The sequence below is a fragment of the uncultured Shewanella sp. genome, assembly GCF_947501225.1.
In the GTDB taxonomy this organism is placed as follows: domain Bacteria; phylum Pseudomonadota; class Gammaproteobacteria; order Enterobacterales; family Shewanellaceae; genus Shewanella.
The window spans coordinates 1-15,727 of the sequence record NZ_CANMUW010000030.1; the positions used below are offsets into that span (position 1 = coordinate 1).

The following is a 15,727-nucleotide window of genomic DNA, read 5'->3' on the forward strand; positions in this document are numbered from 1 at the left end:
TTAGTCTCACCGCCATAGGCTTTAGTAAGTACTGCAGAGATAGCAGCTGTTAGAGTTGTTTTACCATGGTCAACGTGTCCGATAGTACCGACGTTAACATGGGGTTTACTACGTTCAAATTTTTCTTTAGCCACGATATATTCCTTTCTTTTCAGAAGTGCTCGGCTATAACCGAGCAATAGCAATTAATTTATACAAATATGGCGAGCCGGACTTTTAGCCTCGAGCTTCCATAATCGCTTTAGCAATGTTTTGCGGTGCATCAGAGTACTTCAAAAACTCCATTGAGTATGAAGCGCGCCCCTGGGTTGCGCTACGCAAATCTGTTGCATAACCAAACATTTCAGATAAAGGTACAGTCGCATGAACGAGTTTGACGCCGGCGATGCCGTCATCCATACCCTCGATCAATCCACGACGACGGTTCAAATCTCCGACCACATCGCCCATATAATCTTCGGGCGTTGTGACTTCAACTTTCATGCATGGTTCCAACAGTACAGGGTCTGCTTCTAAAGCCCCCTTCTTAAAGCCCATTGAACCAGCTACTTTAAAGGCCATTTCGTTCGAATCGACATCATGATATGAGCCGTCGTACAAGGTAACCTTTACATCCAATACAGGGAATCCGGCGATCACGCCACTCTTCATCTGTTCTTGAATACCTTTATCAACTGCAGGTATGTATTCTCTTGGAACAACACCACCGACAATCTCGTTGACAAACTCGTACCCGAAGCCCTCTTCTTGTGGCTCCAGTTTCAACCAAACATGACCAAACTGGCCACGACCGCCTGATTGACGTACAAATTTACCTTCGGCTTCTACACTAGAGCGAATAGTCTCACGATAAGCGACTTGAGGTTTACCCACGTTACACTCAACACTAAATTCGCGACGCATACGGTCAACGATAATGTCTAAGTGTAGCTCACCCATGCCAGAGATAAGTGTCTGACCTGTTTCTGCATCGGTTTCAACACGGAAAGATGGATCTTCGGCTGCAAGTTTTTGCAACGCGATCCCCATTTTCTGCTCGTCAGCCTGGGATCTTGGTTCAACAGCAATCGTAATCACTGGCTCAGGGAATTCCATACGTTCCAGGACAACCTTATGATCAGGATCACAGAGTGTGTCGCCCGTAGTAACGTCCTTAAGACCAATTGCAGCCGCGATGTCACCAGCGCGAACCTCTTTAATCTCTTGGCGATCGTTAGCATGCATCTGCACCATACGACCGATACGTTCCCGCTTATGCTTAACCGAGTTATAAACGCCGGAACCCGTTTCCATTACACCTGAGTAAACACGCATAAAGGTAAGCGTTCCAACAAACGGGTCTGTTGCAATTTTAAATGCCAATGCAGAAAAAGGCGCATTATCATCCGCAGGACGATCTGTCTCTTCTTCTTTTTCATCGACGCCCTTGATTGCTGGGACTTCGACAGGAGATGGCAAATAATCAACAACAGCATCGAGAACAGCCTGCACACCTTTGTTCTTAAAGGCAGAACCACAGGTAGCAAGTACGATCTCGTTGGCCAGAGTACGTTGACGTAGCGCAGCTTTAATCTCTTCTTCTGATAGCTCACCTTCTTCAAGGTATTTGTCCATCAGCTCTTCAGAGGCTTCCGCAGCACTTTCAACGAGATATTCACGCATCTCTTCTGCCTTAGCAGTGAGGTCAGCAGGAATATCTTCATAAGTAAATGTTGTACCTTGATCTTCTTCTGACCAGTTAATGGCCTTCATCTTGATCAGGTCAACAACACCTTTGAACTCCTCTTCTGCACCTATATTCAGATGAATAGGTACACAAGTTGCGCCCAGACGGTTACGAATCTGATCGACTACGCTTTCAAAATCAGCACCGGCGCGATCCATCTTATTGACGAATACAATACGTGGTACATGATATTTATCAGCTTGACGCCAAACAGTTTCGGATTGTGGTTCAACACCTGATGAACCACAGAACACAACGACTGCGCCATCTAGTACACGTAGTGAACGTTCAACTTCAATAGTGAAGTCGACGTGACCAGGTGTATCAATGATGTTGATACGGTGCTCAGTAAACTGCGCCTCCATACCACGCCAGAACGTAGTTGTTGCTGCAGAAGTGATGGTAATACCACGCTCCTGCTCCTGCTCCATCCAGTCCATGGTGGCTGCGCCATCATGAACTTCACCGATCTTATGAGACATACCGGTATAGAACAGAACTCGTTCTGTAGTTGTGGTTTTTCCTGCGTCAACATGAGCACAGATACCAATATTACGGTAGCGCTCAATTGGAGTTGTACGAGCCACGATTAAACCCTCTTAACTAAGGCAAACACCTTAGACATGTAGAATATGGAGCTGGCAACAGCCAGCTCCATCAGATTACCAGCGGTAATGAGCAAACGCTTTGTTTGCTTCTGCCATACGGTGAACGTCTTCACGTTTCTTAACGGCAGTACCTTTGTTTTCTGAAGCGTCTAGCATTTCACCAGCTAGACGTAGAGCCATAGATTTTTCACCACGCTTACGTGCAGCTTCAACTAACCAACGCATGCCCAGTGCATTACGACGAACTGGACGTACTTCACATGGTACTTGGTAAGTAGAACCACCAACACGACGAGACTTAACCTCGACTGATGGGCGAACATTTTCAAGTGCTGCTTCAAGGATTACTAGATGCTCTTCGCCTTTCTTTTCAGCGACAGTATCAAGTGCCTTATAAATAATTTTTTCTGCAGTAGACTTTTTGCCATCCTGCATAATGACGTTGATGAACTTAGCCAGCAACTCACTATTAAACTTTGGATCTGGTAGGATTTTACGTTGTCCTACAACGCGACGTCTTGGCATAACAATTTCTCCGTATGCTTCAGGGACCCCAAAACTGGAATCTCAATTATCTCTAGCTTGGCCTTACTTAACGGAAAACGTTAAGACTTAGGACGCTTAGCTCCGTACTTAGAACGACCTTGACGACGTTCACTTACGCCAGCACAGTCTAAAGCGCCACGAACAGTGTGATAACGTACACCAGGTAAGTCTTTAACACGACCACCACGGATTAGAATTACACTGTGTTCCTGCAGGTTGTGGCCTTCACCGCCGATGTACGAAGTAACTTCGAAACCGTTAGTTAGACGCACACGTGCTACTTTACGTAGTGCAGAGTTAGGTTTTTTTGGTGTGGTTGTATATACGCGAGTACAAACACCACGTTTTTGTGGACACGCATTCAACGCAGGCACATTAGTCTTGTCGACTTTTGGCGCGCGAGGCTTACGTACCAACTGGTTTACAGTTGCCATGTATAGCTCCGAATCAGTTGATAAACTCAACAGTAAGGTGTGAAAAATCTATATCCCACAAGTGTGGGACGCGAAATTTTAGAAGTGTATGAGGATTCTGTCAAGAAATAGACAACTTTTAGCCGATAATAAATAAAAAAAAGGCGCCTGAGGCGCCTTTTTTACATTCTATTTACGTTTCAGCACCTGATTAATCAGAGCTTCCGGCAAGATTCAGAAGATCTGCCAGGTTCTGCTCGGCTTCACTTGCACTGATAGCTGGAGCTGCCTCGGTAGCTGCACCTGGGGCTCCTTCAGCATTACGTCTCTGGTGATATGAATAACCAGTACCAGCAGGAATCAAACGACCAACAATAACGTTCTCTTTCAGACCGCGTAGTTGATCACTCTTACCGCCAACTGCCGCTTCTGTCAGTACGCGTGTAGTTTCCTGGAACGATGCTGCAGAGATAAATGACTCTGTCGCAAGTGACGCCTTGGTGATACCAAGAAGTTCACGTTCGAAGGTTGCAGGTTGCTTGCCTTGTGCTTCAAGTTCGCGGTTAGCGATCTTAACACGAGACACTTCAGCCTGTTCACCAGCAAGGAACTGACTATCACCGGCACTGGTGATTTCACACTTACGCAGCATCTGACGGATAATCACTTCGATGTGCTTATCGTTAATCTTTACGCCCTGTAGACGGTATACGTCTTGAACTTCATTAACGATATAGTTAGCAACCTTGTGAATACCACGTAGGCGCAGGATATCATGTGCAGCCTCTGGACCATCTGCAATAACTTCACCGCGCTCGACTTTTTCACCTTCGAACACGTTTAGGTTACGCCACTTAGGAATCATCTCTTCGTAGGCCTCGGTACCGTCAGCTGGAGTGATAACCAGACGACGCTTACCTTTGGTCTCTTTACCGAACGAGATAGTACCTGAGTGCTCAGCAAGAATTGCCGGCTCTTTTGGCTTACGCGCTTCGAACAGGTCAGCAACGCGTGGCAGACCACCGGTAATATCACGAGTCTTCGACGATTCTTGCGGAATACGTGCTAACGCATCACCAACGTTAATTGGGGCATTATCGTCTTGGTTTACAATCGCGTTACCAGGCAGGAAGTACTGCGCCGGTACTTCAGTACCAGGAATCATCAGGTCATTACCATCGGTACCAACCAGACGAATCGCCGGACGCATCTCTTTACCGGCAGTAGGACGTTGACCCACTTCCATAACTACGATTGAAGAAAGACCTGTCAGTTCATCTGTTTGACGTGTCATAGTGACACCTTCAATCAGATCTACGAACTTGATACTACCCGCTACTTCAGAAACGATTGGGTGAGTATGCGGATCCCAGTTTGCGATGATTTCACCGGCTGCAACTGTTGCATCCTCAAGCTTCTCAAGAATTGTACCGTAAGGAACCTTATAACGCTCTTTCTCACGTCCCAGCTCATCGATAATCGCAATCTCAGATGAACGAGATACGATAACCAGCTTACCTTCACTATTCATAACGTGTTTAGCGTTATGTAGCTTAACGGTACCGGCGTTCTTAACTTGAACGTTGTTTTCAGCTGAAGCTCGAGATGCCGCACCACCAATGTGGAAGGTACGCATCGTTAGCTGCGTTCCTGGCTCACCAATTGATTGAGCAGCAACAACACCGATAGCCTCACCTTGGTTAATGAGATGACCACGGGCCAAATCACGACCATAACAGGCGGCACAAACACCAAAGTCTGTGTCACAGCTGATAACTGAACGAACGATTACCTCATCGACTGAGTGCTCTTCAAGCTTGTCACACCAAGTCTCATCAAGCAGAGTGTTACGAGGTGCAAGCACTTCTTCAGTGCCAGGGTACATAACATCGATAGCAACGACACGACCAAGTACACGTTCACGTAACGGTTCAACAACGTCACCACCCTCGATGAGAGGCTTCATTGTCAGACCTTCGTATGTACCACAATCATCTTCGATAACTACGAGATCCTGTGCAACGTCAACAAGACGACGAGTCAGGTAACCCGAGTTCGCTGTCTTCAATGCCGTATCCGCAAGACCCTTACGTGCACCGTGAGTAGAGATAAAGTACTGAGATACGTTCAGACCTTCACGGAAGTTCGCCACAATCGGCGTTTCGATGATTGAGCCATCCGGCTTAGCCATCAGACCACGCATACCAGCTAGCTGACGAATCTGAGCGGCACTACCACGAGCGCCCGAGTCGGCCATCATATAGATACTGTTAAATGACTCTTGCTTCTCCTCTTCACCATCACGGTTAATCACTGTCTCAGAAGACAGGTTATCCATCATAGCCTTAGAGACTTTTTCGTTCGCACTTGCCCAGATATCGATGACCTTGTTGTAACGCTCACCGGCAGTAACCAGACCCGATTGGAACTGCTCTTGAATTTCAAGAACTTCCGCTTCTGCGTCAGATACCAGAGTGTACTTCTCATCTGGGATAACCATATCGTTGATACCTACAGAGGCACCCGATACTGTCGCAAAATGGAAACCGGTATACATCAATTGGTCAGCAAAGATAACGGTATCTTTAAGACCCAGTTGACGATAACAGGTGTTAAGCAGCTTAGAGATCTGCTTCTTGCCCATGTTCTGGTTGACCAGATCATATGACAAGCCTTTCGGCAGAATGCGAGAAAGTAGTGCACGACCAACCGTAGTATCAACGATACGACGTGATTCAGTGCGCTCACCATTCTCATCGATGCTGGTTTCAGTGATACGTACTTTCACGCGGGCGTGGATAGCCGCGACTTTAGTACGGTAAGCCTTTTCGACTTCATCGACTGATTCGAACACCATGCCTTCACCTTTACCGTTAACACACTCACGGCTGGTGTAGTACAGACCCAATACAACGTCCTGTGACGGTGTAATAACCGGCTCACCGTTTGCTGGTGAAAGGATGTTGTTGGTAGACATCATAAGCGAACGTGCTTCAAGCTGAGCTTCCAGCGTTAGCGGCACGTGAACAGCCATTTGGTCACCATCGAAGTCGGCGTTATAGGCCGCACAAACCAAAGGATGAAGCTGGATAGCTTTACCTTCAATCAATACAGGCTCAAATGCCTGGATACCCAATCTGTGCAGTGTTGGTGCACGGTTGAGCATCACTGGGTGTTCGCGGATCACATCGTCCAGAACATCCCAAACTTCAGGAACTTCACGCTCTACCATCTTCTTAGCAGCTTTAATCGTAGTCGCTAAACCACGGCCTTCTAGCTTGCCATAGATGAAAGGCTTAAATAGCTCGAGTGCCATCTTCTTAGGAAGACCACACTGATGTAAGCGAAGTGTTGGACCTACGGTAATAACCGAACGACCAGAGTAATCCACACGCTTACCTAGCAGGTTCTGACGGAAACGACCCTGCTTACCTTTGATCATATCGGCCAAAGATTTAAGCGGACGCTTGTTAGAACCAGTAATAGCACGACCACGACGTCCGTTATCTAGCAGCGCATCGACAGACTCTTGCAGCATACGTTTTTCGTTACGTACGATGATGTCTGGTGCAGCTAGATCTAACAGACGTTTAAGACGGTTGTTACGGTTGATCACACGACGGTATAGGTCGTTCAGATCTGAGGTCGCAAAACGACCACCGTCCAGTGGTACAAGAGGACGTAGATCTGGTGGCAGAACCGGCAACACTTTAAGGATCATCCACTCAGGCTTGTTACCTGACTGGAAGAATGCCTCAACAAGCTTAAGACGCTTAGTAATCTTCTTACGACGAGTCTCAGAGTTGATAGATGGCAGCTCTTCGCGCATCATCTCGATCTCTTTTTCAAGATCGATAGCACGCAGCAGTTCTAGAACGGCTTCTGCACCCATCTTAGCTTCAAACTCATCACCGTACTCTTCCAGAGCATCCAGATAGTTTTCTTCTGTCAACATCTGACCGCGCTCGAGGCTGGTCATGCCAGGCTCAATTACTACGAAAGATTCGAAGTAAAGTACACGCTCAATATCACGCAGAGTCATATCCAGCATCAAACCGATACGAGACGGCAATGACTTCAAGAACCAGATATGCGCTACTGGGCTGGCAAGATCGATGTGACCCATACGCTCACGACGTACTTTAGTCTGTGTAACTTCAACGCCACACTTTTCACAGATCACACCACGGTGTTTAAGACGCTTATACTTACCGCATAAACATTCATAATCTTTAACTGGACCAAAAATTCGCGCACAGAATAAGCCTTCACGCTCAGGCTTAAAGGTACGATAGTTAATGGTTTCTGGCTTCTTAACTTCACCAAATGACCAAGAACGGATCAGATCTGGTGACGCTAGGCCGATCTTAATACCGTTGAACTCTTCGGTCTTGCTTTGCTGTTTCAGAAACTTTAATAAGTCTTTCACGTTTCTCTCCTGAAGGAGTTAAACCGGGTGCCCCGCTCGAGCGGAGCACCAATTTATTGCCAAACTAGGTAAACCTAGATTTAGTCTTGATCCAACTCGATATTAATACCGAGTGAACGGATCTCCTTCAATAGTACGTTGAAGGACTCTGGCATGCCTGGTTGCATCTGGTGGTTACCGTCGACAATGTTTTTATACATATGAGTACGACCGTTAACGTCATCAGACTTAACAGTGAGCATCTCTTGAAGCGTATATGCGGCACCGTATGCTTCTAGTGCCCACACTTCCATCTCACCGAAACGCTGACCACCGAACTGAGCTTTACCACCCAATGGTTGCTGAGTAACAAGACTGTATGAACCCGTTGAACGAGCATGCATCTTATCATCAACCAAGTGGTTCAGTTTGAGCATGTACATGTAACCGACAGTTACCGGACGCTCAAACTCGTCACCCGTACGACCATCAAACAAGCGACGCTGTCCAGAGGTAGGAAGACCAGCGAGTGCTAGCATATCCTTAATCTCTTTCTCTTTCGCACCATCGAATGCAGGGGTAGCCGTTGGAATACCACCTTTAAGGTTCTTAGCCAGACGCAAGACTTCATCATCGCTGAACGAATCGATGTCGACACGCTGTTGTACCCCATCACCAAGCTCGTAAACTTCTTTGATGTAGCCGCGAAGCTCAGCAAGTTCACGTTGCTCTTCAAGCATAGCAGTGATGCGGTCACCGATACCCTTAGCTGCAGCACCTAGATGCACCTCTAGAACCTGACCGATGTTCATACGAGATGGTACACCAAGTGGGTTCAGTACGATGTCGATTGGGTTACCGTTCTCATCGTAAGGCATATCTTCAACAGGGTTAATCTTAGAGATAACACCCTTGTTACCATGACGACCCGCCATCTTATCACCAGGTTGGATCGTACGCTTAACTGCAAGGTAAACCTTAACAATCTTAAGTACGCCAGGTGCTAAGTCATCACCTTGAGTGATCTTACGACGCTTAATCTCAAACTTCTTATCGAAGTCAGCTTTTAGCTCATCATGTTGCTCTGCAAGCTGTTCAAGCTCAGTCTGCTTCGCTTCATCGTCAATGGTCTGAACCAGTAACTGAGAGCGAGGAATTGTAGCTAGCTGCTCTTCAGTGAAGCCTGCGCTCATTAGCAGGTTGCGTGCACGTCCATAAACACCCTCTTCGAGGATCTGGAACTCTTCGGTCAAATCTTTCTTAGCTTGACTTACATGCATCTCTTCAATTTCAACAGCACGCTTATCTTTCTCAACGCCGTCACGGGTAAATACCTGAACGTCGATGATAGTACCTTTAACTGAATTAGGTACACGCAGTGAACTGTCTTTTACATCAGAGGCTTTTTCACCAAAGATAGCACGAAGAAGTTTTTCTTCAGGTGTCAGCTGAGTTTCACCCTTAGGTGTAACCTTTCCGACTAAGATGTCGCCACCCTTAACTTCGGCACCGATATAAACAATACCTGACTCATCAAGCTTTGAAAGCGCAGACTCACCTACGTTTGGAATATCGGCTGTGATCTCTTCACTACCCAACTTAGTATCACGAGCAATACAGGAGAGCTCCTGAATGTGGATAGTTGTGAAACGATCTTCCTGAGCTACACGCTCAGAGATAAGAATCGAATCCTCAAAGTTGTAACCGTTCCAAGGCATGAACGCGATACGCATGTTCTGACCAAGAGCCAGATCACCAAGGTCAGTAGAAGGACCGTCGGCTAACACGTCACCACGAACAACCGGATCACCCATAGCACAACAAGGACGTTGGTTAATACAGGTGTTCTGGTTAGAACGCGTGTATTTAGTCAAGTTGTAGATATCGATACCCGCTTCACCTGGAGTCAGCTCGGCTTCATTAACCTTAACAACGATACGGCTTGCGTCGACATAATCGATATAGCCGCCACGCTTAGCGGCAACAACAACACCTGAATCGACTGCTAGAGTACGCTCAATACCTGTACCAACAAGAGGCTTATCTGCCTTCAATGTAGGAACCGCTTGACGTTGCATGTTCGCACCCATCAATGCACGGTTCGCATCATCGTGTTCAAGGAACGGAATAAGCGATGCTGCAACTGAGATGATCTGTTGTGGTGAAATATCCATATACTGGATATCTGATGCACCCATAAAGGTTGAATCACCCTTATGACGACAAGCAATCAGTTCGTCCATCATACGACCGTTTTCATCAAGGTCGACGATAGCCTGTGCAATGACGTAACGGCCCTCTTCGATTGCTGACAGGTAATCGACCTGATCAGTCACAACACCATCGATAACCTTGCGGTAAGGTGTTTCAAGGAAGCCGTAAGAGTTAGTACGAGCAAAACTTGCTAACGAGTTGATTAGACCGATGTTTGGACCTTCAGGGGTCTCAATTGGACATAAACGACCGTAGTGAGTTGGGTGTACGTCTCGAACTTCGAAGCCTGCACGTTCACGGGTCAAACCACCTGGACCAAGAGCCGAAATACGGCGCTTGTGCGTCACTTCAGAAAGTGGGTTGTTTTGATCCATAAACTGAGACAGCTGAGAAGAACCGAAGAACTCTTTAACAGCTGCTGAGATAGGCTTAGCATTGATGAGATCCTGAGGCATAAGCTCATTCAGGTCACCAAGACTCAAACGCTCACGAACGGCACGTTCAACACGAACCAAGCCGACACGGAACTGGTTTTCAGCCATTTCACCAACACTACGGATACGACGGTTACCCAAGTGATCGATATCATCAACTTCATCATTACCATTACGGATCTTGATGATGTTTTTCATTACAGCGACGATATCTTCCTTAGATAGGATACCCGTACCCTCGTCATCGTCGATACTCAGACGACGGTTGAACTTCATACGACCTACTTTTGACAGGTCATAACGCTCTTCACTGAAGAACAAGTTCTGGAATAGAGCCTCGGCTGCATCTTTGGTTGGTGGCTCGCCAGGACGCATCATACGATAGATCTCAACCAACGCCTCAAGGCGGTTGGTAGTCGAATCGATACGCAGGGTGTCTGACATGTAAGCGCCGTGATCAAGCTCGTTGATATACAGAGTGCTTATCTCTTTAATGCCAGCCATTGAAAGCTTAGCAAGATCTTCAAGACTGATCTCAGCATTCGCTGAAACGAGTACTTCACCTGTATCCGGATCAATGTAGTCCTGGCCGGCGATCTTACCTGAAATGTAATCTACCGGTACCTCAAGCTCTGTGGTATTGGTCTTTTCAAGTTGACGAATATGGCGTGCAGTAATGCGACGACCTTTTTCAACAAGGACATTACCTTCAGAATCTTTAATATCGTAGCTTGCAGTTTCACCACGTAGGCGCTCTGCTACAAGATCCATTACCAATGAATCTTTCTTGATCTTGAATGCTACACGCTCGAAGAATAGATCCAGTATATCCTGGGTAGAATAGTCTAATGCACGTAAAATGATTGAAGCCGCAAGTTTACGACGACGGTCAATACGAACAAATAGTGCATCTTTAGGATCGAATTCAAAATCTAACCAAGAACCACGGTAAGGAATAATACGCGCATTATAGAGCACCTTACCTGATGAGTGGGTCTTGCCGCGGTCATGATCGAAGAATACACCTGGAGAACGGTGTAACTGAGATACGATAACACGCTCAGTACCGTTGATAACAAAGGTACCGTTTTCAGTCATCAGAGGGATATCCCCCATATAGACTTCTTGTTCTTTAATGTCTTTAACTGTGCCAGGTGCAGCTTCACGGTCATACAACACCATACGCAATTTAACACGTAGTGGTGCGGAGTATGTTACACCGCGGATTTGACACTCTTTCACATCAAAAACAGGCTCACCTAACTTATAGCTGACATACTGCAGCTCTGAGTTACCAGAAAAGCTTTTGATGGGAAAAACGCTACGGAAAGCGGCCTCAAAACCACGCTCACCGGTAGGATCTTGATCGGTGAACTTCTTGAATGAGTCCAACTGTATAGACAAAAGATAAGGAATATCCAAAACTTGTGGACGTTTACCAAAGTCTTTGCGAATACGCTTCTTTTCAGAATAGGAGTAAACCATGGGTTTCCTCTGATTGCGAGATGTGACCAAGACTGATCCAATCATTTGATTGAAACAGCACGTTTGCCCATCACCGTTGATGGCAAGAACCTAACCAGTAATCTCTGTTAGGAACTGCATAATCTGGCGACAAACGGTGAAAAAAAAATCGCCTACGCTTACAGCGCAAAAAAGGCCGACGGTTAAAAAACCGCCAGCCTCCACCCGATTACTCGGGCTTAGCAAGTTAAATTATAACTTACTTGATCTCTACAGAAGCACCAGCTTCTTCTAGCTCAGCTTTAAGAGCTTCAGCTTCTTCTTTAGCGATGCCTTCTTTAACTGCTACTGGAGCAGCTTCAGCCATAGCTTTAGCTTCTTTCAGGCCAAGACCTGTAGCGCCACGAAGAGCTTTAATTACTTTAACTTTGTTTTCGCCGTGAGAAGTCATCATCACGTCAAATTCAGTTTGCTCAGCAGCAGCAGCACCGCCTTCAGCACCGCCAGCAACAACAGCAGCAGCAGCAGATACGCCGAACTTCTCTTCCATTGCTTCGATTAGTTCAACAACTTCCATTACAGACATTTCTGCAAAGGCTTCTAAGATTTGGTCTTTAGTGATAGACATAACAAAAAATTCCTAATGTTCTGAGTTTAGGCAGCAAGTTTAAACTTAAGCTGCTTCTTCTTTTTGATCGCGAAGGGCGGCCAGTAGACGTACAAACTTGCCAGCAGATGCTTCTTTCATAGTCATCATCAACTGAGCTAATGCTTCGTCGTATGTTGGCAGTTTCGCTAAACGATCAATATCGGCTGCAGGGATTACTTCCCCTTCAAAGGCTGCTGCTTTAATTTCAAACTTCTCTTGTTCAGCGGCGAAATCTTTTAGAAGACGCGCTGCAGCACCTGGGTGCTCGTTAGAGAATGCAATTAAAGTAGGACCAGAAAACGTCTCGTTTAGGCACTCAAAATCAGTACCTTCAACAGCACGCTTAGCTAGAGTGTTACGTACAACTTTAACGTATACACCAGCTTCACGAGCCGCTTTACGCAGACCGGTCATATCACCTACAGTAACACCGCGTGAATCGGCAACAACTGCAGATAAAGCACCTTTGGCAGCTTCGTTGACTTCAGCAACAATCGCTTGTTTGTCTTCGAGTCTTAATGCCATTGGCTTTACTCCTGGATTCAATCTAGGGAGATCCCTAGCAATTACCATGTTAACCATATTCATGGTTAACGACTTACGGTGCGAATATCCAGCAGAACTATATCTATCTGGGGTCCGACACCGTCTACGTAGGAAATTAAGTTAACCTTCTGGTCGACACCTACGGTCTTGGACGGAAGCCTATTCTTACAGCTAAAAGCTTAAAAGATAGGCCTCAACCCACAAAGTGCGCGCATTATAGACTAATGCGCGTGCTTTGTAAAATTACTTAACGTCAGCCAGAGTACTCTGGTCAACAGCAACACCTGCACCCATAGTGGTAGAGATGCTGACTTTCTTCAGGTAAACACCTTTAGCTGCAGCAGGCTTAGCTTTCACTAGTGCTCCAATCAGTGCTTCCAGGTTTTCTTTAAGTTGAGCAGGTTCGAAGTCCACTTTACCGATAGTAGTGTGGATGATACCGTTCTTATCAGTACGGTAGCGAACCTGACCAGCTTTAGCGTTCTTAACTGCTTCAGCAACGTTCGGTGTTACAGTGCCAGTCTTAGGGTTAGGCATTAGACCACGTGGGCCTAAGATTTGACCTAGCTGACCAACTACGCGCATTGCATCTGGAGAAGCAATGACTACGTCAAAGTCCATTTCACCAGCTTTTACTTGTGCAGCAAGCTCGTCCATACCGACAAGTTCAGCACCAGCAGCGGTAGCAGCTTCGGCGTTAGCGCCTTGTGTGAATACAGCAACACGAACTTCACGACCAGTACCGTGCGGAAGTACAGTAGCACCACGAACGTTTTGGTCAGATTTACGTGGATCAACACCTAGGTTAACCGCTACATCAACACTCTCAACGAACTTAGCTGTAGCTAGCTCCTTAAGTAGTGCAACAGCTTCATTGATGTCGTAGTTTTTAGTTACTTCAACTTTTTCGCGAATCAAGCGAGCGCGTTTAGTTAGCTTTGCCATTGTATTAATCCTCTACTACCAAGCCCATTGAACGCGCAGTACCTTCAATAGAACGCATCATCGCTTCCATATCAGCACCAGTCATATCAGCGGCTTTAGTCTCAGCGATTTCCTGGACAGCGCTACGCTTGATAGTTCCCACTTTTTCAGTGTTAGGACGGCCAGAACCAGACTTCAGACCAGCTGCCTTAAGCAGTAGGAAAGATGCAGGTGGCGTCTTAGTTTCAAAAGTGAAAGAGCGATCAGTGTATACAGTGATAACTACTGGAATCGGCATGCCTTTGTCGAACTTTTCAGTACGAGCATTGAATGCTTTACAGAATTCCATGATGTTAACACCTTTCTGACCCAATGCTGGGCCAACTGGTGGCGACGGGTTTGCAGCACCGGCTGCTACTTGTAGTTTGATGTAACCATCAACTTTCTTAGCCATGAGTATTTCCTCTGTTTGGGTTCAAACGCCACCAACAAAATGTCAGTTAGCTCCCCGAAAATAATGGGTGCGGATTTTACAACAAATCCGCACCCAGTCCAAATACTTTTTGTATTTATATTAATCAGCTTTTTTCGATCTGACCAAAGTCTAGTTCAACTGGAGTCGAACGACCGAAGATCATGACAGAAACCTTAACGCGGTTCTTCTCATAATCAACCTCTTCAACGGTACCGTTGAAATCGGCAAACGGGCCATCTGTAACGCGAACAACTTCACCGGGCTCAAACATAACGCGATGTGTCGGAGACTCTGTCGTCTCTTGGAGACGCTGAAGAATCTTGTCAGCTTCTTTATCAGAGATTGGAGCGGGACGATCTGAAGTTCCGCCGATGAAGCCCATTACACGAGGGATACTCTTCACCAGATGCCAGCTTTCGTCATTCATCTCCATCTGAACTAATACGTAGCCAGGGAAAAATTTACGTTCACTCTTACGGCGCTGACCAGCTCTCATCTCTACAACTTCTTCAGTAGGAACGAGAACCTCACCAAAGTAATGCTCCATGTTGTGCATCTTAATATGCTCATTTAGAGTCTTACATACACGGCCTTCATAGCCAGAGAACGCCTGGACTACATACCATCTTTTTTTCGCTTCAGTTGCTTCAGTCATACGAAGTGCCTATACGCCTGTAATAAAATTAACAATTCTCAGTAATACCGCGTCCATCCCCCAAAGGACCAACGCAAGAATACCGGTCGCGGCTAATACAATAAACGTTGTATTAAGCGCTTCTTGACGCGTAGGCCAAACTACCTTACGTACTTCAATTTGTGCTTCACGAGCAAAAATAAGCGCCTGCTTACCCTTCTCTGTTTGAAGCGCAATAAATCCTGCAATAACGAATGCTACTACTACACCTATTGCACGAACCAATACACTGGCTTCGCTATACATCTGGTTGCCGACAATGGCGGCTGCCAACAAGATAACGACTAGGGCCCACTTTACAATATCCAGAGAGTTCCCCTGGCTTTCAGTATTTGTTGTCATCGGTTAATTCCGTTACTCACTACGACCTGAGCTTGTGTTTGGTTGTATGAATTTCTGCAAATTCACCAACCCATTAAAAATCCAACTAACTACTCTAAGCAGCTAAAGAAGCTCAGAGGGTCAAAAATCGGCCATAGATTGTATTCTTATTCCGTCCCCGAAGCAAGAATACTAGCGGCCTTAGATCAACATAGCAGATAAAAAAACAAAAAAGGAAGCCGAAGCTTCCTTTTTTAGTGTCTTGTAAGACTAGTTGCTATTAAGCAACGATCTCAGCTACAACA

12 protein-coding genes are annotated in these 15,727 nt (G+C 46.2%); all 12 read right to left on the bottom strand.

Annotation, left to right across the window (positions count from 1 at the left end):
• Nucleotides 1-134, bottom strand: a 134-nt coding sequence (locus Q1B47_RS21605) for a GTP-binding protein (RefSeq protein WP_299798791.1), incomplete at its 3' end; no start/stop codon positions are given.
• Between the two features lie 82 nt (nucleotides 135-216).
• Complete coding sequence (fusA, locus tag Q1B47_RS21610; protein WP_299798771.1) at nucleotides 217-2,313, bottom strand: elongation factor G; 2,097 nt, start codon at nucleotides 2,311-2,313, stop codon at nucleotides 217-219.
• A gap of 75 nt (nucleotides 2,314-2,388) precedes the next feature.
• Nucleotides 2,389-2,859, bottom strand: a complete 471-nt coding sequence (rpsG, locus tag Q1B47_RS21615; protein WP_299798773.1) for a 30S ribosomal protein S7 — start codon at nucleotides 2,857-2,859, stop codon at nucleotides 2,389-2,391.
• Nucleotides 2,860-2,939: 80 nt separating this feature from the next.
• Complete coding sequence (gene rpsL / locus Q1B47_RS21620) at nucleotides 2,940-3,314, bottom strand: 30S ribosomal protein S12 (RefSeq protein ID WP_012327264.1); 375 nt, start codon at nucleotides 3,312-3,314, stop codon at nucleotides 2,940-2,942.
• A gap of 190 nt (nucleotides 3,315-3,504) precedes the next feature.
• A complete protein-coding gene (rpoC, locus tag Q1B47_RS21625) occupies nucleotides 3,505-7,722 on the bottom strand; it encodes a DNA-directed RNA polymerase subunit beta' (RefSeq protein ID WP_299798775.1) in 4,218 nt (1,405 codons plus the stop codon).
• A gap of 80 nt (nucleotides 7,723-7,802) precedes the next feature.
• Nucleotides 7,803-11,834 carry a DNA-directed RNA polymerase subunit beta gene (gene rpoB, locus Q1B47_RS21630; RefSeq protein ID WP_299798777.1) on the bottom strand — a complete coding sequence of 1,344 codons (4,032 nt, stop codon included), beginning with the start codon at nucleotides 11,832-11,834 and terminating at the stop codon, nucleotides 7,803-7,805.
• Nucleotides 11,835-12,072: 238 nt separating this feature from the next.
• Nucleotides 12,073-12,441, bottom strand: coding sequence for a 50S ribosomal protein L7/L12 (rplL, locus tag Q1B47_RS21635; protein WP_299798779.1), 369 nt, complete (start codon nucleotides 12,439-12,441; stop codon nucleotides 12,073-12,075).
• A 45-nt stretch (nucleotides 12,442-12,486) separates the two neighbouring features.
• Complete coding sequence (gene rplJ / locus Q1B47_RS21640; protein WP_299798781.1) at nucleotides 12,487-12,987, bottom strand: 50S ribosomal protein L10; 501 nt, start codon at nucleotides 12,985-12,987, stop codon at nucleotides 12,487-12,489.
• Between the two features lie 264 nt (nucleotides 12,988-13,251).
• Entirely contained in the window at nucleotides 13,252-13,953 is a 702-nt protein-coding gene (rplA, locus tag Q1B47_RS21645; protein WP_299798783.1) for a 50S ribosomal protein L1, read from the bottom strand.
• A 4-nt stretch (nucleotides 13,954-13,957) separates the two neighbouring features.
• Nucleotides 13,958-14,386 (bottom strand): 50S ribosomal protein L11, encoded by a 429-nt coding sequence (rplK, locus tag Q1B47_RS21650; protein ID WP_299798785.1) that lies wholly within the window; start codon nucleotides 14,384-14,386, stop codon nucleotides 13,958-13,960.
• A gap of 124 nt (nucleotides 14,387-14,510) precedes the next feature.
• Nucleotides 14,511-15,062: a transcription termination/antitermination protein NusG gene (gene nusG, locus Q1B47_RS21655; protein WP_299798787.1), complete on the bottom strand. Its 552-nt coding sequence runs from the start codon at nucleotides 15,060-15,062 to the stop codon at nucleotides 14,511-14,513.
• Nucleotides 15,063-15,071: 9 nt separating this feature from the next.
• A complete protein-coding gene (gene secE, locus Q1B47_RS21660; protein ID WP_299798789.1) occupies nucleotides 15,072-15,443 on the bottom strand; it encodes a preprotein translocase subunit SecE in 372 nt (123 codons plus the stop codon).
• Nucleotides 15,444-15,727 lie beyond the last annotated feature (284 nt).